The 25,970-nt window shown below is 72.1% G+C and carries 26 protein-coding genes; 16 read left to right on the forward strand and 10 right to left on the reverse strand.

The window, feature by feature from the left end:
* The first annotated feature begins 148 nt into the window (after positions 1-148).
* A complete protein-coding gene (locus AB0C21_RS24805; RefSeq protein ID WP_500207275.1) occupies positions 149-1,510 on the forward strand; it encodes an acetyl-CoA carboxylase biotin carboxylase subunit in 1,362 nt (453 codons plus the stop codon).
* Positions 1,511-1,563: 53 nt separating this feature from the next.
* Positions 1,564-1,743 carry a biotin synthase auxiliary protein BsaP gene (gene bsaP, locus AB0C21_RS24810; RefSeq protein WP_500207277.1) on the forward strand — a complete coding sequence of 60 codons (180 nt, stop codon included), beginning with the start codon at positions 1,564-1,566 and terminating at the stop codon, positions 1,741-1,743.
* Here bsaP and AB0C21_RS24815 read toward each other — a convergent pair.
* From AB0C21_RS24815 to AB0C21_RS24825, 3 genes are read right to left on the reverse strand one after another with little or no spacing between them, the layout of a single operon-like run.
* Entirely contained in the window at positions 1,740-2,000 is a 261-nt protein-coding gene (locus AB0C21_RS24815) for a Txe/YoeB family addiction module toxin (RefSeq protein ID WP_500207279.1), read from the reverse strand. The two genes, bsaP and AB0C21_RS24815, sit on opposite strands and share 4 nt — an antisense overlap.
* A complete protein-coding gene (locus AB0C21_RS24820; RefSeq protein WP_179833131.1) occupies positions 1,997-2,248 on the reverse strand; it encodes a type II toxin-antitoxin system Phd/YefM family antitoxin in 252 nt (83 codons plus the stop codon). The genes AB0C21_RS24815 and AB0C21_RS24820 overlap by 4 nt, the downstream gene beginning before the upstream one ends.
* 59 nt (positions 2,249-2,307) lie before the next feature.
* Positions 2,308-3,060: a hypothetical protein gene (locus tag AB0C21_RS24825; RefSeq protein ID WP_500207281.1), complete on the reverse strand. Its 753-nt coding sequence runs from the start codon at positions 3,058-3,060 to the stop codon at positions 2,308-2,310.
* Between the two features lie 144 nt (positions 3,061-3,204).
* On the opposite strand from AB0C21_RS24825, the gene bioD reads away from it, so the two are divergent.
* Together bioD and bioB are read left to right on the forward strand one after the other, a co-directional pair.
* Complete coding sequence (bioD, locus tag AB0C21_RS24830; RefSeq protein WP_149264900.1) at positions 3,205-3,936, forward strand: dethiobiotin synthase; 732 nt, start codon at positions 3,205-3,207, stop codon at positions 3,934-3,936.
* The gene (bioB, locus tag AB0C21_RS24835) at positions 3,933-4,928 is read left to right on the forward strand and encodes a biotin synthase BioB (protein WP_500207283.1); all 996 of its coding nucleotides are present in this window, start codon (positions 3,933-3,935) and stop codon (positions 4,926-4,928) included. The genes bioD and bioB overlap by 4 nt, the downstream gene beginning before the upstream one ends.
* A gap of 18 nt (positions 4,929-4,946) precedes the next feature.
* Here bioB and AB0C21_RS24840 read toward each other — a convergent pair whose 3' ends face one another.
* Entirely contained in the window at positions 4,947-5,750 is an 804-nt protein-coding gene (locus AB0C21_RS24840) for a GntR family transcriptional regulator (RefSeq protein WP_500207285.1), read from the reverse strand.
* Between the two features lie 36 nt (positions 5,751-5,786).
* Entirely contained in the window at positions 5,787-6,959 is a 1,173-nt protein-coding gene (locus AB0C21_RS24845) for an 8-amino-7-oxononanoate synthase (protein WP_500207286.1), read from the reverse strand.
* Positions 6,960-7,027: 68 nt separating this feature from the next.
* On the opposite strand from AB0C21_RS24845, the gene AB0C21_RS24850 reads away from it, so the two are divergent.
* Positions 7,028-8,692 (forward strand): GAF domain-containing sensor histidine kinase, encoded by a 1,665-nt coding sequence (locus tag AB0C21_RS24850; protein WP_500207288.1) that lies wholly within the window; start codon positions 7,028-7,030, stop codon positions 8,690-8,692.
* Between the two features lie 185 nt (positions 8,693-8,877).
* Here AB0C21_RS24850 and AB0C21_RS24855 read toward each other — a convergent pair whose 3' ends face one another.
* Together AB0C21_RS24855 and AB0C21_RS24860 are read right to left on the reverse strand one after the other, a co-directional pair.
* A complete protein-coding gene (locus AB0C21_RS24855) occupies positions 8,878-9,138 on the reverse strand; it encodes a WhiB family transcriptional regulator (protein ID WP_149264896.1) in 261 nt (86 codons plus the stop codon).
* A 290-nt stretch (positions 9,139-9,428) separates the two neighbouring features.
* Positions 9,429-10,370 (reverse strand): diacylglycerol/lipid kinase family protein, encoded by a 942-nt coding sequence (locus tag AB0C21_RS24860; protein WP_500207290.1) that lies wholly within the window; start codon positions 10,368-10,370, stop codon positions 9,429-9,431.
* 89 nt (positions 10,371-10,459) lie between these two features.
* Between AB0C21_RS24860 and AB0C21_RS24865 the strand changes: the two genes are divergently transcribed.
* Entirely contained in the window at positions 10,460-10,990 is a 531-nt protein-coding gene (locus tag AB0C21_RS24865; RefSeq protein WP_500207291.1) for a hypothetical protein, read from the forward strand.
* Between the two features lie 58 nt (positions 10,991-11,048).
* Here the strand turns inward: AB0C21_RS24865 and AB0C21_RS24870 are convergent, their stop codons facing one another.
* From AB0C21_RS24870 to AB0C21_RS24880, 3 genes are all read right to left on the reverse strand, one after another.
* On the reverse strand, positions 11,049-11,876 hold the full coding sequence (locus AB0C21_RS24870) for an RNA polymerase sigma factor SigF (protein ID WP_200842459.1): 828 nt from the start codon (positions 11,874-11,876) through the stop codon (positions 11,049-11,051).
* Positions 11,873-12,301, reverse strand: a complete 429-nt coding sequence (locus tag AB0C21_RS24875) for an ATP-binding protein (RefSeq protein WP_149264894.1) — start codon at positions 12,299-12,301, stop codon at positions 11,873-11,875. The genes AB0C21_RS24870 and AB0C21_RS24875 overlap by 4 nt, the downstream gene beginning before the upstream one ends.
* A 601-nt stretch (positions 12,302-12,902) precedes the next feature.
* The gene (locus AB0C21_RS24880; protein ID WP_500207294.1) at positions 12,903-13,820 is read right to left on the reverse strand and encodes a sugar kinase; all 918 of its coding nucleotides are present in this window, start codon (positions 13,818-13,820) and stop codon (positions 12,903-12,905) included.
* Between the two features lie 104 nt (positions 13,821-13,924).
* Here AB0C21_RS24880 and AB0C21_RS24885 point away from each other — a divergent pair, with 104 nt between their 5' ends.
* From AB0C21_RS24885 to AB0C21_RS24930, 10 genes are all read left to right on the forward strand, one after another.
* Positions 13,925-14,683 carry a phytanoyl-CoA dioxygenase family protein gene (locus AB0C21_RS24885; RefSeq protein WP_500207295.1) on the forward strand — a complete coding sequence of 253 codons (759 nt, stop codon included), beginning with the start codon at positions 13,925-13,927 and terminating at the stop codon, positions 14,681-14,683.
* On the forward strand, positions 14,683-15,723 hold the full coding sequence (locus AB0C21_RS24890) for a DUF4432 family protein (RefSeq protein ID WP_500207297.1): 1,041 nt from the start codon (positions 14,683-14,685) through the stop codon (positions 15,721-15,723). The genes AB0C21_RS24885 and AB0C21_RS24890 overlap by 1 nt, the downstream gene beginning before the upstream one ends.
* On the forward strand, positions 15,720-16,517 hold the full coding sequence (locus AB0C21_RS24895) for an SDR family NAD(P)-dependent oxidoreductase (RefSeq protein WP_500207298.1): 798 nt from the start codon (positions 15,720-15,722) through the stop codon (positions 16,515-16,517). Before AB0C21_RS24890 ends, AB0C21_RS24895 begins: the two co-directional genes overlap by 4 nt.
* A gap of 83 nt (positions 16,518-16,600) precedes the next feature.
* On the forward strand, positions 16,601-17,872 hold the full coding sequence (locus AB0C21_RS24900; RefSeq protein ID WP_500207300.1) for a DUF5005 domain-containing protein: 1,272 nt from the start codon (positions 16,601-16,603) through the stop codon (positions 17,870-17,872).
* A 112-nt stretch (positions 17,873-17,984) separates the two neighbouring features.
* Positions 17,985-18,929, forward strand: coding sequence for an alpha/beta hydrolase (locus AB0C21_RS24905; protein ID WP_500207302.1), 945 nt, complete (start codon positions 17,985-17,987; stop codon positions 18,927-18,929).
* Between the two features lie 34 nt (positions 18,930-18,963).
* Positions 18,964-19,668, forward strand: a complete 705-nt coding sequence (locus tag AB0C21_RS24910; RefSeq protein WP_500207303.1) for a FadR/GntR family transcriptional regulator — start codon at positions 18,964-18,966, stop codon at positions 19,666-19,668.
* 112 nt (positions 19,669-19,780) lie between these two features.
* Positions 19,781-21,040, forward strand: a complete 1,260-nt coding sequence (locus AB0C21_RS24915) for an ABC transporter substrate-binding protein (protein ID WP_149264193.1) — start codon at positions 19,781-19,783, stop codon at positions 21,038-21,040.
* Between the two features lie 3 nt (positions 21,041-21,043).
* Positions 21,044-22,015 (forward strand): carbohydrate ABC transporter permease, encoded by a 972-nt coding sequence (locus AB0C21_RS24920; protein ID WP_500207305.1) that lies wholly within the window; start codon positions 21,044-21,046, stop codon positions 22,013-22,015.
* On the forward strand, positions 22,012-22,842 hold the full coding sequence (locus AB0C21_RS24925; protein ID WP_353820905.1) for a carbohydrate ABC transporter permease: 831 nt from the start codon (positions 22,012-22,014) through the stop codon (positions 22,840-22,842). Before AB0C21_RS24920 ends, AB0C21_RS24925 begins: the two co-directional genes overlap by 4 nt.
* A 31-nt stretch (positions 22,843-22,873) precedes the next feature.
* Positions 22,874-25,960: a glycoside hydrolase family 38 N-terminal domain-containing protein gene (locus AB0C21_RS24930; protein WP_500207306.1), complete on the forward strand. Its 3,087-nt coding sequence runs from the start codon at positions 22,874-22,876 to the stop codon at positions 25,958-25,960.
* The last annotated feature ends 10 nt before the right edge of the window (positions 25,961-25,970 follow it).

The following is a 25,970-nucleotide window of genomic DNA, read 5'->3' on the forward strand; positions in this document are numbered from 1 at the left end:
CCGACCCTTCCGCCGAGGCGCGCCGCGCGGGTGTGGAACCCGCGAACCCGGGCATGTGGGCCGACGCCCGCACGCGGGGCCCCCGGCCCCACTAGTCTCAGCCGGGGCGGGGTGCCGGGCCCCGCCGTCCATGAGGAGGAGTACGCAGGTGTTCGAGTCGGTGCTCGTGGCGAACCGCGGCGAGATCGCAGGCCGGATCGTGCACACCGCCCGCGCGATGGGGCTCAAGGCCATCGCGGTGTACTCCGCGGCCGACGAGGGGCTGCCCTTCGTCGCCGAGGCGGACGAGGCCGTCCTGATCGGGCCCGCCGAGCCGTCCGGCAGCTACCTGAACGCCGCCGCGATCCTGGAGGCCGCGCACCGGACGAACGCGCAGGCCGTCCACCCCGGCTACGGGTTCCTCTCCGCCAGCCCCGCGTTCGCCCGGCGGGTCGCCGAGCGCGGCCTGGTCTGGGTCGGCCCGCCGCCGCTCGCCATCGCCCGGACGGGCGACAAGATCAACGCCCGGAACCTGATGAAGGAGGCGGGCGTCCCCGTCGCGCCGGGGGTCTGGGAGCCCGTCCCGGACGCGGCCACGGCGGTCGAGGAAGCCGAGCGCATCGGCTACCCGGTCATGGTCAAGCCCGCCGCGGGCGGCGGCGGCATCGGCCTGGCGGCGGCCTACGACGAGGCGTCGCTGCGCAAGGCCTACGAGGAGGCCCGCGCCGCCGCCGAGCGGCTCTTCGGCCGGGGCGACATCCTGCTGGAGCGGTACGTGGAGGGCGCCCGGCACGTCGAGGTGCAGATCCTCGGCCTCGCCGACGGCACCGTGGTCGCGCTGGGCGAGCGCGACTGCTCCGTCCAGCGCCGCTACCAGAAAGTCGTGGAGGAGTCCCCGTCGCCCGCCGTCGGCCCGGCGCTGCGCGAGCGGATGCTGGCCTCCGCCGTCCGCGCGGGCGAGGCCGTGGACTACCGAGGCGCGGGCACCGTCGAGTTCCTGGTCGACCCCGCCGCGCAGGCCTTCCACTTCCTGGAGATGGACCCCCGCCTCCAGGTCGAGCACCCGCTGACCGAGATGGTCACCGGCATCGACCTCGTCGAGCAGCAGTTCCTCATCGCCGCCGGAGAACCGGCCTCGTTCGGCGCGACCTCGTTCAGCGCCGCCTCCCCGCGCGGCCACGCCATCGAGTTCGGCGTCCACGCGGAGGACCCGCAGCGCTTCCTGTCCGGCACCGGCAAGATCACGGTGTGGGAGGAGCCCGTCGGGGACGGCATCCGCATCGACGCCGGGTACGCCGAGGGCACCACGGTCACCCGCCACTACGACCCGCTGCTGGCCAAGCTGTGCGTCCACGGCGACGACCGCGGCCACGCGCTGGCCCGCGCCCGCGCCGCCCTCGACGCGCTCCGCATCGAGGGCCCGCCGACGAACCTGCCGTTCCTACGCGAACTGCTCGACCGCCCCGAGTTCGCGGACGGCACCTACGACACCGGGCTCGTGGCGCGCATGCGCCGCCCGCAGGCCCCCTGAGCACCGCGCAGGCCCCCTGAGCACAGCCCCGGCGCCCGTCGTAGAGTGACGCCGTGTACTGCGACCGCTGCGGCGAGCCCGCCGAGGGCGACCACGCCGCCTGCCGAACCGCCCGCCGGATGGAACCGCCCCGCTACTGCGCCCACTGCCGCCGCCGCCTGATCGTCCAGGTGACCCCGACGGGCTGGACGGCCCGCTGCTCCCAGCACGGCCCCCTCGCCCCCGCGGACTAAGCCCCGTAGTGGTACCGGCAAGCGGCGATGCGGATCTCGCCTTCGACCAGTTTGTAGACGAGGCGATGCTCTTCGGTGATGCGGCGCGACCAGTAACCGTGGAATCCGTGCTTCAGCGGCTCCGGCTTGCCGATGCCCTCATTGCCGTTGCGCTGGATGTCCTTGAGCAGGTTGTTGATCCGTTTGAGAACTTTGCGATCTTCGGTCTGCCACCAGACGTAGTCGTCCCAGGCGCTCTCGTCCCAGACCAGTTTCATTCGGCGAGAGGCCGCTCGACTCCGGCTCCGTGCTCCAGACGGTCGATGGAAGCCAGCAGGCGCCGGGCGTTCTCGGGGCTCCTGAGCAGGTAGGCGGTCTCCTTCAGCGACTCGTAGTCGTCGAGTGCCACGATGACCACCGGCTCGTGACCGGCGCGGGTGATGATCACTTCCTCGCGATCGTCGACGACCGCGTTGAGAGTCTCGGCGTAATGCGCGCGGGACTCCGAGTACGTCATCGTCTTCATGTCGCCACCTCCATACGTACAGGAAATTGTACGCCTGGTTCGGATGGTTCGGCAACTGGTCAGGCGACGTCCTGGCAGGAGGACTCGTCGGGGAGGAGGGGGCGCAGGCGGACGGAGTAGGTCTGGCCGCCGCTGCGCCACGCGGTGTCCGGACTCATGGCGGGGACCTTATCGGTAGGGGCCTCGGTGCAGACCGCCCCGGCCACCTGGACGCCCTTGCCTAGCGGTTCCAGCGGCCACGTCTTGACGGCGCCTCCCGTCGGGGGCCCGGCGAGCACGGCGGTCTTGTCCGGTTTGTATTGCTTTGGCTTCCCGGCCAGGTCGGACGCCGGCCAGGCGGCGGGGTCGAGCCGCTTCAGGAACCGCGCCTCCGGGCCCGCCTGCGACTCGGGCTGGACGATCCGGGTCGTCGCGCCGTCCATCGTGACGACGACCGTGATCGCGTCCGCGACGTTCCCGGCGCCGACCGTGTGCGAGCGGCCGAGACCGGCGGCGCGGGCCTCGTCGAGGAGGCGCCGCAGCGCGTCGGGCTTCAGGCGGTACTCGGTCGGCACGCCCTGGGCCGGGGCCACCGCGAGGCCCGTGGAGTAGAGGGAGAAGTCGGGCAGGCTTCCGGGGCCGCCGAGCCCGGCGATGCCGCCGGTCTTGCGCCGGCGCAGGACGAGCTTCTCGCCCGCGGGGGTGTCGCCCGCGGGGGACGAGGACGTGGAGGGTGCGGGGGAGAGCGGTGCGGGCCCGGTGGTGACGGGGTCGTCGCCGCAGGCGGCCAGCGCGGTGCAGGCGGTCAGGGCCGCGCAGGCGAGTGCCGGCACCCGGCGGGAGCGTGTGTACGGACCGGCCATGACGGTTGGACGCTCGGCGGACCGCCCCGGTTCCGTCCGATACAAGAACTTCCGCCGGAAGTCTGTGGGGTCCGGCCACGGGCCGGATCCGCGCCTTCGCTAGTGTGCCGAACTGTGAGTGTGCTCGTTGTGACCGGGACCTGCACGGGCGTGGGGAAGACCGTCGTCACCGCGGCGCTGGCGGCGCTCGCCGCCGCGCGCGGCGCGTCGGTCGCCGTCGTCAAGCCCGGCCAGACCGGCGTCGGCGGCGGGGAGCCCGGCGACCTCGCCGAGGTCCGCAGGCTCGCCGGGATCGACGACGTGCACGAGTGCGCGCGGTTCCCCGACCCGCTGTCCCCGGCCGCGGCGGCCCGCCGCGCCGGAATGCCGCCCGTGCGGATGCCGGACGTCGCCGAGTGCGTCCGGGAGCTGGCGGCCGACCGGCGGCTCGTGCTGGTCGAGGGGGCGGGCGGCCTGCTCGTCCGCTACGACGACGAGGGCTCCACCATCGCCGACCTCGCGCGCTGGCTCGGCGCCGCAGTCGTGGTGGTCGCCCGGCCGGACCTCGGCACGCTCAACCACACCGCGCTCACCCTGGAGGCGATGGCGCACCGCGGGGTGCAGCTCGCCGGGGTGGTGATCGGCGCGTGGCCGGACGAGCCCGACCTCGCCATGCGCAGCAACATCCGCGACCTGGAGACCATCGCGGCCCGCCCGCTGTCGGGGGCCCTCCCCGCCGGCGCCGGCGCCCTGGACCCGGCGGAGTTCCTCGTGGCCGCGCACCGCGGCCTGGCCCCCACGTTCGGCGGCGCGTTCGACGCCGCCGCCTTCCGCGCCGCCTACGGCCTCGACAAGGAGAACACGTGACGGACATCCTCGACATCGCGCGCCGCCAGGTACTGGACGAGGGCCGGGGCCTGTCGGAGCAGCAGGTCCTGGAGGTGCTGAACCTCCCGGACGACCGGCTGCAGGACCTCCTCGCGCTCGCCCACGACGTCCGGATGCGGTGGTGCGGGCCGGAGGTCGAGGTCGAGGGGATCGTCTCGCTGAAGACCGGCGGCTGCCCGGAGGACTGCCACTTCTGCTCGCAGTCCGGCAAGTTCGAGTCGCCCGTCCGGTCGGTGTGGCTGAACATCCCCGAGCTGGTGGAGGCGGCGAAGGAGACCGCCGAGACGGGCGCCACCGAGTTCTGCATCGTGGCCGCCGTGCGCGGGCCGGACGAGCGGCTGATGTCGCAGGTCCGCGAGGGCGTCAAGGCCATCAACGACGCCGTCGAGATCAACATCGCGTGCTCGCTCGGCATGCTCACCCAGGAGCAGGTGGACGAGCTGGCCGCGATGGGCGTCCACCGCTACAACCACAACCTGGAGACGGCCCGCTCCCACTTCCCGAACGTGGTCACCACGCACTCGTGGGAGGAGCGCTGGGACACCCTCCGCATGGTCAAGGACGCCGGCATGGAGGTCTGCTGCGGCGGCATCGTCGGCATGGGGGAGAGCGTCGAGCAGCGCGCCGAGTTCGCCGGGCAGCTCGCGGAGCTGGAGCCCGACGAGGTCCCGCTGAACTTCCTCGCGCCGCGCCCCGGCACCCCGTTCGCCGACTACCCGCTGGTCGAGGGCACCGAGGCGCTGAAGACGATCGCCGCGTTCCGGCTCGCCCTGCCCCGCACCATCCTGCGCTACGCCGGGGGGCGCGAGCTCACCCTCGGCGACCTCGGCACGCGCGAGGGCATGCTCGGCGGCATCAACGCCGTCATCGTCGGCAACTACCTGACCACGCTGGGCCGTCCGGCGCAGCAGGACCTGGACCTGCTCACCGAGCTCCAGATGCCGATCAAGGCCCTCGGCAAGACGCTCTGAGCCGCGCCGCGCGGCGGGTCAGCGGCTCAGGCGGGTGATGAACTTGTACCGGTCGCCCCGGTACAGGGACTGCGCCCACTCGACCGGCTGGCCCGTCGTGTCGAACGCGTGCCGGGAGAGCAGCAGCATCGGGAGGCCGACGTCCACGCCCAGGAGCTGGGCGTCGTGCGGGGTCGCGAGGACGGTCTCGATCGTCTCCTCCGCCTCGGTCAGGTGGACGTCGTAGGCGGTGGCGAGCGTCTCGTACAGGGAGTGGTGGCGGGGCAGCTCGCGGCGCAGGCCGGGGAACCGGCGGGCCGGGAGGTGGGAGGTGTCGATCGACATCGGCTCGCCGTCGGCCAGCCGGAGGCGGTGGATTCGCAGCACCCGGCCGCCCGGGCGGATGCACAGGAGGGTGGCGAGGCGCTCGTCGGCGCTGACGTAGCCGGCCTCCAGGATGCGGGTCTCGGGGCGCAGCCCGTGGTGCCGCATGTCCTCGGTGTAGCTGACGAGCTGGAGCTCCTGGGCGACCTTCGGCTTGGCGACGAAGGTGCCCTTGCCCTGGATGCGCTGGAGGCGCCCCTCGACGACGAGTTCGGCGAGGGCCTGCCGCACGGTGGTGCGGGACGTCTCGTACTTCTCGGCGAGGGTCCGCTCGGGCGGCAGCGGGCTGCCCGCCGGAAGCGACTGGATCAACTCGACCAGCAGCTCCTTGAGCTTGTAGTACTTGGGGATGCGGGGCGCCTGGTTCGGGTGGCGCTTACCGAGGTCGCCGAGGGAGACCCGGTCGAAGCCGTGCTCGTACCCGCCCCCGTGCCGGGGCCCGCCCCTGACCTCCGTCACGGCATCTCCTCACGTTCATCACCGGTTTCCCCGATGTTATGGGTGAAGACTACGGCCGGTAGAGGATGCCGTTTCCGCCAGGGCCGCCCGCAATCGTGTGAGGTCGGACTCGTCCAGCGTGGCGCGTGCGGTGAGGCGCAGGCACGCGCGCCCCTTCGGGACCGACGGCGGACGGAAGCAGCCGACGCGGAGGCCGTGCTCAGCGCAGATCTCGGCGGCCCGCAGCGCGGCCCGCGGCTCGCCCAGGAACACCGGGACCACGGCGGCCGCGGGCTCGGCCGTTTCCAGGCCGGAACCGGCCGCCAGGTTTGAGATCGCGACGGCCCGTTCGCGGGCGCGGCCCGGCAGTCCGGGGTCGGACGCGAGGACGTCCAGCGCGGCGAGGGCGGCCCCCACGGCGGGCGGGTTCAGGCCGGTGTCGAAGATGAACGACCGCCCGGTGTCCACCAGGGCGTCGATCACCTCCGGGGCGCCGAGGACCGCCCCGCCCTGCGACGCCAGGGACTTCGACAGCGTGAGGGTGAGGACGACGTCCGGCTCGCCCGCGAGGCCGGCGGCGTGCGCGGCGCCCCGGCCCCCGTCGCCGACCACGCCGAGCGCGTGCGCCTCGTCGACCACCAGCAGCGCGCCGTGCGCCCGGACGGCGGCGTGCAGCGCGCCCAGCGGCGCCAGGTCGCCGTCCACGGAGAACACCGCGTCGGTGACGACGAGGGCGTGGTCCTCCTCGCGCTCGGCAAGGGCCTGCTCGACCGCGGCGGCGTCCCGGTGCGGGACGATCACGACGCGGGACCGCGACAGCCGGCACGCGTCCACGATCGAGGCGTGGTTGACCTGGTCGGACACCACGAGCGTGTCGGGCCCGGCGAGCGCGGTGACGGCGCCGAGGTTGGCGAGGAAGCCGGAGGAGAACACCAGGCCGGCGGCGCTGCCGGTGAACGCGGCGAGCCGCCGGTCCAGCTCGGCGTGCAGCTCCGTCGTCCCGGTGACCAGGCGCGAGCCGGTGGAGCCGGTGCCCCACTCGCGCGCCGCGGCGACGGCGCCCTCGACGAGCCGCGGGTCGCCGGACAGCCCGAGGTAGTCGTTGGAGGCCAGGTCGGTGAACCCGTCCCGGCGGGGGCGCAGCGTCCGGCGCAGCCCGGCGGCGGCGCGCCGCCCGGCCGCGTCCCGGAGCCTCGCGAGGGGGTCTCGTCCTGCGGTCATGCCGGGCATCCTGCCAGGTGGCCCCGGAGGCGGGACCACCTGCCCCGACACCGAAAACCATCGGCGATGATGGTGGTGTGCCTACCTTGACCGATTTGGTCCGCGACCACACCGACCTCACCGACACCGATCTGGAGTGGCTCCACGCACTGGTCTCGGACTGGCAGCTGCTGGCCGACCTGTCGTTCGCGGACCTGCTGCTGTGGGTGCCGCTGCGGTCGGCGGACGCGCTGCCCGCCGACGGGTCGTCCCGCGCGGGCCGGGGCAGGACGGGCCCGCTCGACACCGGCGCGGCCGTCCCCGGCTGGGTCGCGATCGCGCAGATGCGGCCGACGACGGGACCGACCGCCTACCCCGAGGACCTCGTCGGCAAGGTCGTCCGGACGGGGCGGCGCGGGCTGATCGACGTGGCGTGGCGGGAGCGCCGGATCGTCCGCGAGGGCGACCCGGAGTGGGGCAGCGGCATCCCCGTCCGGGAGGAGTCGATCCCGGTGCGCCGCGGCGCCAAGATCCTCGGGGTGATCCAGCGCAGCACGAACCTGAGCTCGGCGCGCACCCCGTCCCGGCTGGAGCTGACCTACCTGCAGAGCGCCAGCGACCTCGCCACGATGATCTCCGAGGGCCGGTTCCCGGTGCCGGGCGAGGAGCCGAACATGGTCCGCTCGCCGCGCGTCGGCGACGGCCTCATGCGGCTGGACCGCTCCGGCAAGGTCACCTACGCCAGCCCGAACGCCCAGTCGGCGTACCGGCGGCTCGGCTACCCCACCGACCTCGTCGGCGAGGCGCTCGGGCAGATCACCGCGGACCTGTGCGACACCGGCGAGCCGATGGAGGAGGCGCTGAGCGTCGTGCTGTCCGGCCGCGCGCCCCGCGAGGTCGAGGTCGAGTCGCGCGGGTCGATCATGCAGCTGCGCACGATCCCGCTCGTCGTCGGCGGGACCCGGATCGGCGCGATCGTGCTGTGCCGGGACGTGACCGAGCTGCGCTGGCGCGACCGCGAGCTGATGACCAAGGACGCCACCATCCGGGAGATCCACCACCGGGTGAAGAACAACCTGCAGACGGTCGCGGCGCTGCTGCGGCTCCAGGCGCGGCGGCTGCGGATCCCGGAGGGCCGGGCCGCGCTGGACGAGGCCGTCCGGCGCGTCGGATCGATCGCGATCGTGCACGAGACGCTGTCGCACACCCCCGACGAGCTGATCGACTTCGACGACATCGCCGACCGGGTCATCACGATGGCGGGGGAGGTGTCCACCCCGGAGACCAAGGTCACGCCCAAGCGGACCGGCAGTTTCGGCGTCCTGCCCGCCGAGGTCGCGACACCGCTGGCGATGGCGCTCACCGAACTGCTGCAGAACGCCCTGGAGCACGGCCTGGCGAACCGGTTCGGAACCCTGGAGGTCGTCGCGCACCGCTACGGAGAGGGCGAGGTCTCCCGCGATCCGGGCGGCGTCTCGGTCTGGGGCGAGTGGACCGCTCCCGGCGCGAACGAGCCCCGGACCCTGGGAGGCGAGGCCGAGCCCCCGTCCGGCCGCCGCCTGGTCACGGTCGTCGCGGACGACGGCGTCGGCCTGCCCCCCGACTTCGACATGGAGAGCACCGAGAGCCTCGGCCTCCAGATCGTCCGCACCCTCATCGTCGGCGAACTGGGCGGCCACCTGGACTTCCGCCCAAGAGAAGGCGGAGGCACCGAGGTGGTAGTAGACATCCCCCTAGACCACCACCGCCCAAGCCGCCCCTGATCACGGCCGTTTACTCTGGTCCGTGCGCACTGCGAGCAGCTGGCGCCTCAGCCGTCAAAAACCTGAAGGTGTGCGATCGCGTGCGAAGCCAGTTTCGAGCGAAGCAAGAAACTGATCGCGCAGCGAGCCGCAAGGCGAGCCGGAGCGATGCCAGCGATCGCAGCAGTGCCCGCAAGGAAGGCGCTCTAGCGCCTGACGCTAAGGGCGCTGCGATTAACACGCGCCCGGCGGCGGAGGGCTCTGCGTTCGTCTTCGCCCATGCCGCCCCAGACGCCCGACTCCTGGCCGGACTCCAGGGCCCAGCGCAGGCAGGCGTCGCTGACGTCGCAGCGGCGGCACACCTGCTTGGCCTCCTCGATCTGCAGGATCGCGGGGCCGGTGTTGCCGATGGGGAAGAAGAGCTCGGGGTCCACGTCACGGCAGGCTGCGCGGTGGCGCCAGTCCATGCGGTCCACTCCTTCGTCGGGTGGTGGAGTAACTCCACGTTTGTGAACGGGTTCACATGTTGCGGACGCCCGGGGTGGCGATGGCCAGGTCCAGGGGTCGTCGTTCGGCGGCGCCGCGAGCAGGTGACCAGCGGCGTTGGGGTCCCTGTCAGCAGGCGCACTTTGAGCGTTTCAGGCGGGTGCGGGCAGACGCAAGACCTTTGAGAAAGGATTCTCAAAGTATGGGTGTCGCATGTGTCACACCCATCGGTCGGGCGTGTTACGTGGCTCTCACGGCGGGGCCGCCCGCCTCAAATCACGATGCGTATCGCTTTCGGGACGGAGCGGAACGTGACCGTCCGGTGTTCGCCGAGGTAGTCGCCGTCCAGCTGGAACGCCACGGGCCGGTCCGCGCGCACTGTGACCTCGGCCTCATCGTGCAGGTTCAGCACGTGCCGCCCCTGAACGGGATGCGAGCGCGTGGTCAGCATCTGGGCCAGCGCCCCCAGCGTCGGGCCGAGTTCCAGGGAACGCATCCCGAACACGTCCAGGCCGCGCGCGAAGTTCGCCTTCGGACTCGGATTCATCGGCAGCCTCCCCATGAAAGTCCACGGGGACGTATTGGAGATGAACGCCAGGAACAGCCCCGATTTCGGCGGCCGTCCGGGCCGTTCCAAAGTGAGCGCCGGACGGCGCCGATCAGTGCCGGAGAAGAAATGCCGTATCGCGGTCCGCGCGTACAGCGACGGGTCGGCCCGGAGGCCGGCCGCGCGCCGCCGCTCCACCTCCCGGACGACCTCCGCGTCCAGCCCCACCCCCGCGCAGAACGTGAAATAGCGCTCCGGGGCGCCGGGATGGCTCGCCGCGCCGAGCCCCACCGTCCGGTGCCGGCCCGCCCGCAGCGCCTCCAGGACGGCGCGCGTCGCGCCGATCGGGTCGTTCGGCAGGCCCAGCGCGCGGGCGAAGACGTTCGCGCTCCCGCACGGGAGCACCGCGAGCGCCGGAAGGCCGGGCGACGGCCCCTCCGCGAGCACGCCGTTGACGGCCTCGTTCACCGTGCCGTCCCCGCCCAGGGCGATCACGACGTCGTAGCCCTCGACCGCCGCCTGCCGGGCCAGCTCGGTCGCGTGGCCGCGGTGGCCCGTCTCGGCCAGGACGAGGTCGAGGTCGCCGGTGAAGGCCCGCATGAGGATGCCGCGGGCCCGCCGGGAGGTGGAGGTCGCCTTGGGGTTGGCGATGAGCATGGCGCGCACGGCGTCAGGGTATCGATCGTTCCGGACCCGTTCGCCCGCGGTTTCCCCTGAGGACGAGCCGCGGCACCGGGCGAGTAGTGTTTCGGGATGTGACCAAGCGTCCCTTCACCGTGCAGGCCGCCGCCGCCCTCGAGGCCGTGGAGGGCGCCGCCGCCGTCGGGTTCGGCGTCTTCACCGGAGTCGAGACCGCCGCGGGCGCCGCCGTCGACCCGGCCAGCGGGATCGGAGTCACCGTCCTCGCCCTCGCCGGCGGCCTCGGCATGCTCGGCTGCGCCCGCGGGCTGCTGCGCGCCGCCCAGTGGAGCCGCGCCCCCTCGGTGCTGACCCAGCTGTTCGCCCTGCCGGTCGCGTGGTCGCTGTGGCAGAGCGACCAGCCCGCGATCGCGGTCCCGCTCGGCGTGGTCGCGGTCCTCGCGCTGATCGCCGTCCTGAGCCCCCCGACCACCGCCTGGCTCATCGAAGACCACGACGAGGACGGCGACGACGGCGGCGAGGAGCCGCGGGAGGACGCCGAACCCGCGAAGACGGGCGGCGCCCCGCCGAGCACGGAGCCGCGCTCCCTCGGACAGCGCCTCAAAGACCGCCTCAACGAGCAGCCCGCCAAGAACACCAAGAGCTGACCGGACGCCGAAAGAGCCCTGAGGAACCGTCCTCGGGGCCCTTTCGGCTCATCACCCGCTACTCGTCGGCCGTCAGGCCCTCGCGGAGCTGTGCGAGGGTCCGGGCCAGCAGCCGGGACACGTGCATCTGGGAGATCCCCAGCTCGGCGGCGATCTGCGACTGCGTCATGTTGCCGAAGAAGCGCAGCAGCAGGATCTTCTTCTCCCGCGCCGGGAGCTTCTCCAGCAGCGGCTTGAGGGACTCGCGGTACTCCACGCCCTCCAGCGACTCGTCCACCATGCCGAGCGAGTCGGCCACCGCGGGGGCGTCCTCGTCGCCGGAGTCGGGGGCGTCGAGGGACACCGTGGAGTAGGCGTTCGCCGACTCCAGGCCCTCCAGCACCTCCTCCTCGCTCATCTGCAGGTGCGCGGCCAGCTCGCTGACGGTCGGGGCCCGGCCCTCCCGCTGCGCGAGATCGCTGATCGCCTTCGTCAGCGACAGCTTCAGCTCCTGGAGCCGCCGCGGCACCCGCACCGCCCAGCCCTTGTCGCGGAAGTGCCGCTTGATCTCACCGACGATCGTCGGCGTGGCATAGGTGGAGAACTCCACCCCGCGTTCCAGGTCGAACCGGTCGATCGACTTGATCAACCCGATCGTGGCGACCTGGATCAGGTCGTCCAGCCACTCGCCGCGGTTGCGGAAGCGGCGGGCGAGATACTCCACCAGCGGCAGATGCAGCTCCACGAGCTGGTCGCGGATGCGCTGGCGCTCCGGGTCGCCCTCCGGCAGCTCGGCGAGACGCTCGAACAGCGCGCGCGCCCGGGCCCGGTCGGGTACGGCGCTCTCCGTCCGCTCGGTCGCCGCACCGGCGACCGCGGTCTGCTCCGTCGTCGTCTTCTCCGTCACGGCGCCCCCGCCGCACCGCGCCGCTTCTGCAGCGTCACGATGACCCGGTCGTCGGCGCCCACCCGGGCGTCCACCTCGCCCGCCAGGGACGACAGGACCGTCCAGGCGAACGTGTCGCGGCTCGGCTCCTCGCCGTCCACCGTCAGGACCGAAACGGAGATGCGCATGGCGTCTCCCGTCAGCTCGAACTCGCACGTCAGGTCGGTGCCGGGCACGGCCTGGGCGAGCAGCATCGCGCACGCCTCGTCCACGGCGATGCGCAGGTCTTCTATCTCGTCCAGCGTGAAGTCCAACCTGGCCGCCAGACCCGCGGTGGCGGTCCGCAGCACGGACAGGTAGGCACTCGCGGCAGGCAGCTTCACCGTGACCACGTCACGGACGGACAACTTCGTACTGGTCGGCATTGCAGCGGTTTCCTCGGTCACGTCACTCCCTCGCAGGATGGTCCCGCTGACATCGAAACTACCGCCTGTGAGCCGTGCTGCGAGACTTCGGCGCGCTGTGTTTATTTGCGTTGCGTTGGGGGCGGGGCGCCTGGGGCGCCCCGCCCCCAACGCAACGCGTGCGATCGCTGCATCGCTCCGACTCGCCTTGCGGCTCGCTGCGCGATCAGTTTCTTGCTTCGCTCGAAACTGCCTTCGGACGCGATCGCGGTGCCTGAGGTCGGCGCGTGGTTGCTGCAGTGGCGGGTGATGTGTGCGGAGCGGGGGGTGCGGTCGGCGCGGTGGTGCGGGGGTCTACCGCGGCTTGTGGGGGGTTGCTCTGGCGCTTCGGCTCGCCTGGCGGCTCGCTTCGCGGACTGGCTCTCGCTTCGCTCGTGCCGTGCGTGGGGTTGGGTGCGGGTTCGTGGGGGTTGCTCTGGCGCTTCGGCTCGCCTTGCGGCTCGCTTCGCGGACTGGCTCTCGCTGCGCTCGTGCCGTGTGTGGGGTTGGGTGCGGGTCTGTGGGGGTTGCTCTGGCGCTTCGGCTCGCCTGGCGGCTCGCTTCGCGGTTGGCTCTCGCTGCGCTCGTGCCGTGCGTGGGGGGCTTAGGTTCTTGCTGGGTGGGGTGGGGGGAGTAGGGCGCCTCGGTGGGTTATTACCTCGGCGGCCAGGGTCGTGGCTGTTTCGGCTGATTGCTTTTGGGGTGTGCCTGTTAGGCGGGAGGCCAGGTAGGCGCCGTTGAAGGCGTCGCCGGCGGCTGTGGTGTCTCTCACTTGTACGTCTTGGACGGCGGGGATCGAGGTCTGGGTGGTGGTGTCGGCGATCACGCAGCCCTGGGCGCCCTGTTTTACGGCGATCTCTTGGACTCCTGCCTCTCTTAGGCGTCTGATCGTGTCTGTGGGGGTTCGGTCGCCGAAGACGGCCTGGTCGTCGGTGTGGGTGGGGAGGGCTATGTCGGTCCGGGTCAGGACGGCGGACATGGCTTCGGCGGCGGCCTTGGGGGAGGGCCAGCCGGCGGGGCGGTAGTTGCCGTCGAAGGCGACCAGGCCGCCGCGGCGGCGGGTCTCGTCCAGGACGTTCAGGAGCCTTGCGCGGGCGTCGGTGGTGAGGATCGACAGGGTGATGCCCGAGAGGTAGACGAGGTCGTGGGCCGCTATCGCGTCGTCGATCTCCGGGGGGTGGGTCGGACCGAACAGGGCGCGGGCGGCTGACTGGGATCTGTAGTAGTGGAACGTCCGCTCGCCCGCTTCGTCCGTGCGGATCAGGTAGAGGCCTGCTTGGCCGCCGGGGACGGTGCGGGTGAGGTCTGAGTTGACGCCGTGGGCGGTCCAGGATTCGCGCATCTGGGTGCTGTAGGGGTCGTCGCCTATGAGGGTGACGAACTGGACGTCGGCCGTGGGGGCGGTGCGGGCCAGGTAGGCGGCGGTGTTGAAGACGTCGCCGGCGTAGCCGAGGGCGAGGCGGTCGGGGGTGAGGTGGCTCAGTTCGATCATGCATTCGCCGATCAGGGCGACGGTCGGCATGGCGCTTCCTCTCTCGGGCGGCAGAGGCGACGATACATCTAGACAGCAAGTGATCTGATGACTCAGACTTCGGGGTGTCGCACCTGAGTGAGAAGGGGACGCCCATGCCGCTGCGGGGTTATGACGAGGACGGGTACGCGATCTTCCGGAACGTGCTGGATCCGGGGCTGGTCGCCGAGGCGGATCAGCACGTCCGCTGGTTGCAGGAGCGGTATCCCGACCGGACCGGAGAGGACCTCTCGACGGAGCTGGTCGCCAAGGACCCCTTCTGGGTGCGGCTGGTCTCCGACGACCGGCTGCTCGATGTCGCGGAGCAGTTCATCGGGCCCGATATCGCGCTGTTCGCCTCCGCCTACATCTCCAAGCCGCCCTACACGGGGAAGGCCGTCCTGTGGCACCAGGACGGGGCGTTCTGGCCGCTCGACCCGATGCGCGTGGTAACGCTGTGGCTCGCCATCGACCGGTCCACGCCGGAGAACGGGTGCCTGCGGGTCATTCCAGGCACCCATAGGGAGGGCCTGCACGAGGTGCGGGAGCGGGACGACGCCGACGCGGTGTTCGGGGTGGAGAGCGCCGTGGGCGTGGACGAGTCCCGCGCGGTGGATCTCGTCCTGGAGCCCGGGGACGTCGAGGTCCACCACCCGAACATCATGCACGGCAGCAACGCGAACGAGTCGCCTCACCGGCGGTGCGGGTTGACCATCCGGTACATCCCGACCTCGACCCGGATCACGGCGGAGCCGCTGCCGTTCCCCTCTGCGCTGCTGCTGCGTGGAGATCCGGGGGTGAACGTGTACCAGCCGCGGCCCCGGTACGTGGCGGGGGAGCGCTTCCCGTTCAGCGGTGCGGAGAACTGGGGCTGATGGGGCGGCACCGGCCGTCCCGCAACTGGGGCGCTCGCGTCCACGAGATCACCTGGGCCGGGCTTGAGGCCGTGGTCCTGGAGAACGAGCTGTTGCGGGTGACGGTTCTGGTCGGCAAGGGCGGTGACATCGCCGAGTTCTGCTACAAGCCGCGCGACATGGACTTCGTGTGGCTGTCGCCTGGCGGGCTGCGCGATCCGCGGGACGTGGCAGGGGGAGCGGGTGACGACGTCGCCCTGTTCCTCGACGGCTACGAGGGCGGCTGGCAGGAGGTGCTGCCGAACGGGGGTGCGCCGAGCAGGTACCGGGGGGCGGCGTTCGCGCAGCACGGGGAGGTGGCCGGGCTGCCGTGGGACGCCGAGATCGTGGTCGACGAGGCTCGGGAGGTCGCCGTCCGGCTCACCGTCCGGGGGCGGCGGATGCCGCTCCGGGTCGCCAAGACGCTGCGGCTGAGGGCTGGGGAGGCCGAGCTCGCCATCGAGGAAGAGCTGGTCAACGAGTCGGGGGTGGCGCTGGAGGCGATGTGGGGGCACCACATCGTGTTCGGGGCGCCCTTCCTGCGGCCTGGGCACCGGATCAGGGTGGCCGAGGGGGCCCGGGTCGTGCCGCACGAGACGGCGATCGCTCCCGGCGGGCGGCGGGTGCGGGCCGGTGGGCCGCATGAGTGGCCGCGTGTTCCGGCTGAAGGCGGTGGAGTTGTCGATCTCGATGTGGTGCCCGAGGCGGGGGTGCCGAGTGAGATCGTCTACCTCACCGGGCTGGACGAGGGGCGCTACGAGGTCGTCGATCCGGCCGGTTTCGGGATGCGGGTGCGCTGGGACGCGGACGTCCTGCCGCACCTGTGGCTGTGGCAGGAGTTCGGGGCCACCACGGGGCATCCGTGGTGGGGCCGCGCCTACGTGATGGGTCTGGAGCCGTTCGCCGGCTACCCGACGGACGGGCTGGCCGCCGCCGTCGCGAACGGCACCGCGTTGACGCTGGGGCCGCACGCGCGGCGGAGCCTGTGGCTGCGCGCGGCGGTCATCGAGGAGGGCACGTGAGGGAGTTCGAGGGCAGGGTCGCCGTGGTGACCGGCGGGTCGCTGGGGATCGGCCGGGCCGTGGTGGAGCGGCTCGCGCGCGACGGCGCCGCCGTGGTGTTCTGCGGCATCGGCGAGGACGAGGTCCGCCGGGCGGAGGACGAGCTGCGGCGTGAGGGGCTGGAGGTCACCGGCGCCGTGGCCGACGTGACGGACGCCGCGCGGATGGAGTGGCTTGTCGGGGAGGCGGTGTCCCGGCACGGCGGCCTGGACGTGCTGGTGACGTGTGCGGGCGTGCAGCGGTACGGGACGGTCGAGGAGACGTCCGAGGAGCTGTGGGACGAGGTGCTCGGCGTCAACGCCAAGGGGGTCTTCCTCGCCTGCCGCGCGGCCGTGCCCGAGCTGCGGCGGAGGGGCGGCGGGACGATCGTCACGGTGTCGTCGGTGCAGGCGTTCGTCTCGCAGGACCGGGTCGCCGCCTACAGCGCCAGCAAGGCCGCGATCAACGCGCTGACGCGGTCGGTGGCGCTCGACCACGCGGCGGACGGCATCCGCGCGAACGCGGTGTGCCCGGGGTCGGTCGACACGCCGATGCTGCGCTGGGCCGCCGACCTCTTCCGCGGTGAGAAGGACCAGGACGCGCAGGTCGCCGAGTGGGGGCGGACGCATCCGCTGGGCCGAGTCGCGGCCCCGGCCGAGGTCGCGGAGGTCGTGGCGTTCCTCGCCGGGCCCCGCTCGTCGTTCGTGACCGGTGCCGAATACCGGGTCGACGGGGGGCTGCTGGCGCGCAATCCGGCGGCGCTTCCGGAAATCTGAGTAAAGATCTAGACACCAAGTCATTTGATGACTCATGATGTGGGGCGCACGAGCGTGCGGCAGCGACCTCGCGGAGGTTTCCCATGCAGGAGTCCGTCCCTCCTCGTCTCTTCTCTCCCGATCGGCCCTCTTCCGTTCACGCGTGGCGCCGCCGAGCCGGCGTCGTCGCGTCCGCCCTGCTGCTCGCGGTCGCGCCCGCCGTCCCGGCGGGCGCCGACTCGCACGGCCGCGGTCACGCCGCCGCCGGGCCCACCTGTTCCGGGCAGGCCGCGCCCAGCTTCGGCACCGCTTCGCCGAACACCGCCCTCAACGGCAAGTTCACGGCCTACGGCAACAGCAACACGCTGCTGGACGACTGGACCGGCGCGGACACGACGTACTCGCTGAAGCTCTCGGACGGACGCATCGTCTACGCCTACTCCGACACCTTCCTCGGGCAGGTCAACGCGGACGGATCGCGGCCGGTGGTCGTCGAGGAGGGCGGGACGACGCCCTTCATCAACAACTCGTTCGTCGTCCAGGGGACGGGCGGGGGCCTCACCACCGTGCACGGCGGGACGGCCGCCGCCCCCAAGGCGGTCATGCCGCCCGCGCAGCCCGCCCACTGGTACTGGGCGGGCGACCTCACCCAGAGCGGCTCGGAGGTCCAGCAGCTCTACCGCGAGTACTACGACCCCGATCCGAACAACGGCACCGGGTGGGACATGAAGTTCAAGGACAACGTCCTCGCCCGCTTCTCCACCGGGAACCTGGCCGCGCCGACCGTCCAGGCGATGCCCTCGGCCTCGGGCGTGCAGTGGGGGTCCGCCCTGCTCAAGGACGGCGGCTACACCTACGTCTACGGCACCGAGGACTACACCGACCCCCAGACGCAGGCGAACACCAAGTACCTGCACATCGCGCGGGTCGCCGGCACGGACCTGCGCGGCGCCTGGCAGCACCGCACGGCGAGCGGCTGGTCGTCCGCCGAGGCGGACTCGGCGCGGCTGATGAGCGGCGTCTCGAACGAGTTCAGCGTCACCAGGCGCGGGACGCACTACATCATGGTCAACCAGGATTCGAGCATCGCGTTCGGCGGCGAGATCGACGTCCTGCTGTCGTGCTCGGCGGCCGGGCCGTTCAGCGGTGAGCAGACCGTCTACCAGACGCCGGAGACCGGCCCGTACGGCTCCTACGGCGACCCGGACATCTTCACCTACAACGCCCACCAGCACGCGGCGCTCTCGTCCAGCGGCAGCCTGGTGATCTCCTACAACGTCAACAGCCTGGACGCCACCAAGGGCCCGGCCAACGACAACTACCGGGACGTCAGCATCTACCGGGCGCGCTACGTCAACCTCCCCGTCACGGGCTGACCCCCCAAGCCGCGGCGCCGCCGTTCCGTCCACGGCGGTACCGCTCCCCGCGCCCCCGGGTGACCTCCCGCCCGGGGGCGCGTCCCCTTTCCCACTCCTGGAGGTCCGGCCCATGCACCTCGACCCCGAACTCGCCGCCGCGCTCGACGGCATGCCCTACGTCGGCCTCGCGGACCCCGTCCAGGCCCGCGCCGCCATGAACGACCTGGTCCGCGCGCTGGCCCGGCCCGCGTCCGACGGGTGGGCCGAGGTGGAGGACCGGGCGATCCCCGGGCCGCCCGGCGCGCCGCCGGTCCCGGTGCGGATCTACCGGCCGCGCGAGACGCCCGCTCCCGTGCTCGTGTACTTCCACGGCGGCGGCTTCGTGACCGGCGGCCTGGAGAACGAGCACGAGCGGTGCCTGGAGTTCGCCGGGGAGGACGGGATCGCGGTCGTGTCGGTCGACTACCGGCTCGCGCCGGAGCATCCCTTCCCGGCCGGGTTCGAGGACTGCTACGCCGCGACCGCCTGGGCCCACGAGCACGCGGAGGAGTTCGGAGGGGACCCCGGGCGGGTCGCGGTCGGAGGCGGGAGCGCGGGCGGGGCGCTGGCCGCCGCCGTGGCGCTGCGGGCGCGGGACGAGGGCGGTCCGCCGCTGGTGTTCCAGATGCTCCTGTACCCCGCCCTGGACGACCGGATGGCGACGCCGTCCATGCGGACGTTCACCGAGCCGCCCCTGTTCAACAGCGGCGACGTCCGGCACATGTGGCGCCACTACCTCGGCGGGCGGGCGGACGTCCCCGCCTACGCGGCCCCCGCGCGGGCCGGCGACCTGAGCGGGCTCCCGCGCGCCTACGTGCTCCTGCCCCAGCTCGACCCGCTCCGGGACGAGGGGTTCGCCTACGCGCACCGGTTGATCGTCTCCGGGGTTCCCACGGAGCTTCACCATGTGCCGGGCGCCTGCCACGGTTTCGACGGCATCATGTCGGCGCGGCCGGGGCGGCTCGCGTTCGAGGAGCAGCGCGCCGTCCTGCGGCGATGTCTTTTCGGGAGGCTGGACAGCGCAGTCGCTAAGTGATTAGATGACTTTACTTCTTGGGAACGAGGTGGCGATGTCACAGGATGTGGCCCGGCCGAGCCTGGCGGACGCCCTCACCGAGCGCATGCTGGAGCTGATCAGGGCCGGCGGCCTGCGCGCCGGCGACCGGCTGCCGTCCGCGCGGGAGCTGTCCCAGCGCTTCGCGGTGACGACGCCGACGCTGCGCGAGGCGCTGCGCCGGCTGGAGGCCACCGGGGCGATCCAGCTCCGGCACGGCTCGGGCATCTACGTGGGCGCCGACCTCGAACGCGTGGTCATCCCCAACCCCAACGTCCGGGAGCTGGAGGCCGACCGGCTGCTCCAGCTGCTGGACGCGCGGCTGCTCATCGAGCCGCCGCTGGCCGGCCGCGCCGCCCGGCGGTCGCGGCCCGCCGACATCGAGCTGCTCCGCGCCATCCTCGACCAGGCGGGCGCGGACCTCGGCGGCACCGGGCAGGAGGCGGAGACCCGCCTGCACAAGGCCAACATGTCCTTCCACCGGGAGGTCGCCGGCGTCGCGGGCAACTCCGTGCTCTGCGAGGTCATCGACTCCCTGCTGTCGGTGCACGCCTCCGAGCAGCGGGCGATACAGCGGATCTTCGACGACCGCGTCCGCGACTTCGACGAGCACACCGCGATCCTCGCCGCCATCGAGGCGGGCGAGGAGCGGGAGGCGGAGTCCCTCATGCGGTCCCACCTCGCCGACATCAAGCACGTGATCGAGCAGCGGCTCGCCTGAGCGGCCGCCCCGCCGCCGCCGGCGCCCGTGCCGTGCGGCCGGTTCACCCTTCCCTGATTCCATCCTTCGACCACCCCGATCGGGCATCGCCGCCCGATGAAGGAGGCTCACCATGGTGCCGTCCAAGCGACTCCAGGTGACCGCGCTCGCCGCGGGCGCGCTGCTACTCGCCGTCGGCTGCGGGTCCGGCGACTCGGGCGGGAGCAAGTCCGAGCTCAAGCTCTACAACGACAAGGGCGCGTGGAAGCCCTTCTTCGAGCAGATGGGCGCCCTCGGCAAGCAGCAGACCGGCCTCGGCATGACGCCGGTCGGCTACACCGACGAGCCGACCTACACGGCGTTCATCAAGACCTCGTTCCGCACCAACGTCAAGCCCGACCTGTTCACCTGGACGACCGGCGGGCGCCTCGAAGAGATCGTCAAGCAGAACCAGGTCGCCGAGACCACGAAGATCTGGCAGGACGCCATCGGCAGCGGCGACCTCACCGAGGACCTGAAGAAGTACTACACCGTCGACGGCAAGCAGTACTGCGTCCCGCTGAACACCGCCTACTGGGGCATGTTCTACAACAAGAAGGTCTTCGCGAAGTACGACCTGAAGCCGCCGACGACGTGGGCGGAGCTGGAGAAGACCGCGCAGACGCTCAAGTCGAAGGGGCAGGTGCCCTTCAACCAGACCACCCCCACGTCGCTGTTCTCCTTCGCCTGGTTCGAGCAGATCCTCGCCGGCACCGACCCCGACCTGTACGAGCGGCTGTCGAAGGGCCAGGCGTCCTACACCGACCCCGGCGTCGTGAAGGCGATGGAGCGCTGGAAGTCGATGATCGACGCCGGGTGGTTCAGCAAGCCCGGCGACAAGGCCGACCCCGCCGACCACTTCAAGTCCGGCGACGCGGCCATGGTCATCAACGGGACGTGGTTCAACACGAGCATGACCCAGCGCGGCCTCAAGCAGGGGACGGACTACGGGTTCTTCTTCATCCCGAACGTGGACCCGGCGCTGCCGAAGCGGTCGCTGGTGTTCGAGAGCGGCCCGCTGTGCTCGCTGCGCAAGGCCCCCGACCCCGCCGCGAGCACCAAGTACCTCAAGTGGTGGATCACGCCCGCCGCGCAGGAGAAGTGGGCGAACGCGCGCGGCGACGTGTCCGGCAACCCGAAGGTCAAGGTCGCCGACCCCGAGCTGGACAAGGTCACCAAGGAGGCCGCCTCCGACGGCAACCGGCTGGTCCTGCGCTACTTCGAGGCCGCGCCCGCCCCCGTGCTCACCGAGGCGCTCAGCGGCTTCGACAAGTTCCTCAACAAGCCGGAGACCTACATGGACGTCCTCAAGAGCATCCAGAAGGTGAACGAGGACTACTGGAAGTCGCACTGATCAATGAGCACGAACAAGGCCACCGCCGACCGTCCCGGGCCGGCGGTGGCGCCCCCCGCGGGCGGCGGCCCCCGCAAGGCGTCCGGCGCCCGCCCCGGCAAGGGGTTCGCGCTGCACGGCCGGTTCCGGCACGTCTACATCTCGCCCGCCGTGCTGTTCGTCGCCGTCCTGCTCTACCTGCCGTTCCTGTGGACGGCGTACCTGAGCTTCACCACCTACGACGGGCTCGCCTCACCCGAGTTCACCGGCCTGGACAACTACAAGCGGCTCCTTGAGGACGACGCGCTCGTCACGTCGATCCGCAACACGCTGCTGTGGGTCGTCGGCACCGTCGTCCTGCCGGTGGGGCTCGGACTGCTCGTCGCCGTCCTCTCCTACGACCTCAAGCGCGGCGCGTGGTTCCGGCTGCCGTTCCTGCTGCCGTACGCGATGTCCGGCGCCGGTCTCGGCGTGATCTGGGGCTTCATCCTGCAGCCGGACGGGATGGCGAACCAGATCCTGACCCTGCTCGGCATGCCGGGCGGCGACACCGCGTTCCTGCAGGACGGCCCCCGCAACACCATCGCGATGATCGTGGTGTGGACGTGGCAGCAGCTCGGCGTCAACATGCTGCTGTTCGTCGTCGGCCTCCAGTCGATCCCGAAGGGGCCGATCGAGGCCGCCCGCATCGACGGCGCGTCCGGATGGTCGATGTTCCGGCACGTCGTCTGGCCGCTGATGCGCCCCATCACCACCGTCGTGTTCGGCCTCGCGCTCGTCGCCGGGCTGAAGAACTTCGACATCGTGTGGGTGATGACGCAGGGCGGGCCCGGACGCTCGTCCGAGACCCTCGCCGTGACCATGTACCGGGACGTGTTCGTCGCCAACGAGTACGGCTACGGGTCCGCGGTCGCGGTGCTGCTCACCACCGTCACGGGACTCGCCTCGTACGTGTACCTGCGCCGCCAGGCGAGCAGGGAGGAGACGCCGCGATGAACGGAGCGAAACTGGTCCACGTGCGCCGGGCCGTGCTGGCGGTGCTGGGCCTGGTGTGGCTCTTTCCGACCTACCTGATCGTCGCCAACGCGCTCCGGCCGGCCCGCGACTACGACCCGTCGGACGCGGTGAGGCCGCCGTCCTCCATCGGCCTGCTCGACAACATCGCGCAGGCCTGGGACCGGACCGCCGTGGGCGACACCCTGCTCAGCACGCTGCTGTACAGCGTCGTCTCGCCCGCGCTGGCCGTCCTGATGGGCGCGCTCGCCGGATACGCGATCGTGGTGCTGCGGCTCCGGCACGGCTTCGCCTGGTTCGTGGTGATCTTCGCCGGGACGGTGGTGCCGTTCCAGATGCTCCTGGTGCCGCTGTTCGTCGGCTACAGCAAGGTGGCGCTGTACGACGGCCACCTCGGGCTGATCATCATCTACTCGGCGGTCAACGTGCCGCTGGCCGCCCTGGTGATGCGCAACTTCTTCGGCAACGTCGCCGTGTCGATCTTCGAGGCGGCCCGGCTGGACGGCGCGTCCACCTTCCGGATCTTCTGGCGGATCTACCTGCCGCTGTCGGCGGCGGCCCTCGCCGCCGTGTTCATCCTGGAGTTCACCTTCGTCTGGAACGACCTGCTGTTCGGCCTGACGCTCTCGCAGTCGGAGACCGTCCGGCCCGTGTGGGCCGAACTGTCCGCGCTGACCACCGACGTCTACGCCGGAACCCCCGTGCCGATCGCACTGGCCGCCGGCCTGGTGGTCTCCCTACCGACCGTCGTGCTCTTCCTGGCGACCCAACGCCTATTCACCCGCGGCCTAACCCTCGCCCAGTTCTGAAGGCTCCCGAAAGAGAGATTGACGCATAACGATGACGAGTCGCCTGCTTCAGGCGAGCCTCGGCTCGCCCGACTATGACGGGATCCGTGACGCGCTGCGCCAGGACACCTCCGCGGAGGTGCTCGCGGTGCGGGGGCTGTCGGTGCGCGCCGCCGTGCTGCCGCTGTTCAAGCGGGACGAGGGCGGCGCGCTCCTCCAGGCCGTCCGGCTGGCGCTGTCCGGGGGCGGCCCTGTGGAGGTGGCCCTCAAGGACGGTGACGCCGAGGTCGCCTCGGCGGCGGTCGAGGGTGGGGTCGTCACGCTGCTCGTCCCCGAGGTGGACGGGCCCCGCCGGCTCACCCTGGAGGTGCGCGACTCCGGCGGGCTCGTCGGGGCGGCGCCGGTCGACGTCACCCCGCAGCGCAAGTGGAACGTCTTCGTCGTCCACCACTCGCATCTCGACATCGGCTACACCGACACGCAGGGCACCGTCCTGCGGCACCACCTCGACTACCTCGACGCGGCGCTGCGGCTGGCGCGGGAGACCGACGGGCGCCCGGACGACGCGCGGTTCCGCTGGTCGGTCGAGTCGTCCATGCCCGCCCTGCGTTGGCTCGCCACTCGTCCCGAGGACCAGGTGGCCGAGTTCGCCGAGCGGGCCCGCGCGGGCCAGATCGAGGTCACCGCGTTCCCAATGCAGCTGCACACGGAGGCCTGCTCGACGGAGGAGCTGTACCGGCAGCTCCGCTTCGTGGAGCAGTTGCGGCGCGAGCACGGCATCGAGGTCCGGTCGGCGATGCACACCGACATCCCGGGCGCGGTCGTCGGGACGGTGGACGCCCTGAACGCGGCGGGCGTCCGGTACCTCGCCGCCGCGCACAACTGGGCCGGGCGCTCCGTCCCGTACATCACGGGCGGCGACCGGCTCGCCCGCCCGTTCCGGTGGCGGTCGCCGGGCGGCGGCGAGCTGATCGTCTGGTTCACCGACACCCCGCACGGCATGGCCTACATGGAGGGCAACACGGTCGGGCTCGTCGACGGCTACGACCTCGCCGAGGACCTGCTGCCCCGCTACCTCGGCTCCCTCGCCGACCGGCCCTACCCCTACGGGCCCGGGACGTTCGGCTGGTACGCCGCGCCCGGCCAGGTCGGCGCCGCCAAGGACCCCGACTTCCTGGACGCCGTCCACCTGCGCGTCCAGGGCGCGCACGCCGACAACGCCGGGCCGTCGATCGTCCCCGCCGACATCGCGCACCGCTGGAACGAGACCTGGGCGTACCCGCGGCTGCGGATGGCGACCAACGCCGACTTCTTCGAGTACGTCGAGGAGCACCACGGCGACCGGCTCCAGACCCACGAGGGCGACTGGACGGACTGGTGGGCCGACGGCCTCGGCTCAGGCGCCCGGCCGCTCGGCTACGTCCGGCGGGCACAGAACGTCCTGCGGGCCGCCGAGACGCTGCACGCCCTCGCCGACGAGCGCAGCGGCGAGCGCACCGGCGCCTCCCTCTCGGCCACCAGGGCGATCGACGAGGCCTACGACCGGGCCGCGCTGTTCGACGAGCACACCTGGGGCGCCGCCAACCCGTGGGAGGACGCAGAGGAGGGCGGCGACTCCGGCGGCCTCCAGTGGACCCGAAAGTCCCAGGTCGGCTACCAGGCCCACGACGACGCGCTCGACCTCCTCCAGGCCGGCGCGCGGCGGATCGGCGCGACGTTCGGCGCCGCGCCCGGCGCGCTCGCCTCGTTCCTCGTCGTCAACCCCGGCACCGCCGCCCGCACCGACGCGGCCCGCGCGTTCCTGCCTCGCGACATCGTCGCCGTGGACGTGCCCATCGCGCTCGTGGACGCCCGCACCGGCGAACCCGTCCCGCACCGCGAGGAGGAGGTCGACCCGGACGAGTGGCCCACCCGCCCCATCGGCCGCCACCTGGAGGCGGTGGTCCCGGACGTCCCCGGCCACGGGTACGTCCGCGTGGACGTCGTCCGGGCCGGGGCGGCGGCGCCGGAGCCGGTGGACCTCGGCCTCGGCGGGACGATCGAGAACGAGTTCTACCGGGTGTCCTACGACGTCCGCGAAGGGCACATCGGCTCCGTCTTCGACAAGACCGCGGGCCGCGAGCTGGTGAACGCCGACTCCGTCGCCGGGTTCGGGCAGTACGTCTACGACCGGTACGCGACCGCGCCGCACTTCAACCACATGTCCGGGCACATGCTCGTGCACGACAAGACGATGCTCGGCGACCGGGCCGTCGCCACCCACGCCACCGTCACCGAGTGCACCCGCACCCCCGCCGGGGAGCGGCTCGTCGTCGAGCTGCACGGAAAGGGCGTCGACTGGCTGCGCACGACCATCGACCTCTACGCCGGGGTGCCGCGCGTGGACGTCCGCTACCAGCTCGGCAAGCAGCCCACCGCGGCCAAGGAGGCGGTCTTCTTCGCCTTCCCGTTCGCCGTGGACGGCCCGCCCGCCGCCTGGGAGCTGACCGGCGGCGTCGGCGGCACCGGCGTCCCGAGCGTGCCGGGATCGGCGGAGCACATGCGCCCGATCCGGCACTGGGTCGCGTTCGAGGACCCCGACCTGACCGTCGCGTGGGCGACGCTGGAGGCGCCGCTCGTCCAGTTCGGCTCCATCCACATGCCCTACGCGCCGTTCCCGCCCACGCTCGACAACGAGGACGGCACCGTCTACTCGTGGGCGCTGAACAACATCTGGGACACCAACTTCCCGTCCCAGCAGCAGGGCGAGACCACCTTCCGGTACGCGTTCGCGTCCGGCGCGGCGGGCTCGGGCCGCCGGCTCGGCGCCCGCACGGCCGCCGGGATCACCGACCCGTTCGTCGCCACCCTCGCCACCGGCGACATGCCCGCGGCCGACTCGGGAACCTTCCTGCGCGTGGACGACCCGGACGTGCTCGTCACCTCCGTCGGCCGCGCGCGCGACGGCGACGGCCTGGCCGTCCGGCTCCAGTCGCTCGCCGCCGGCCCGGTCGAGACGGGCCTGCACGTGCCGGGCGCCGCGAGCGCCCTGCTGAGCGGCGGTCTGGAGCGTGACCCGGCGGAGCTGCCCGTCCGGGACGGCACCATGACGGTGCGGCTGCCCGCCTGCGGCGTCGCCACCGTCACGGTTCGGCGTTGAGTACGGATCG

The sequence above is a fragment of the Spirillospora sp. NPDC049024 genome (genome assembly GCF_040649235.1).
Taxonomy (GTDB): Bacteria; Actinomycetota; Actinomycetes; order Streptosporangiales; family Streptosporangiaceae; genus Spirillospora.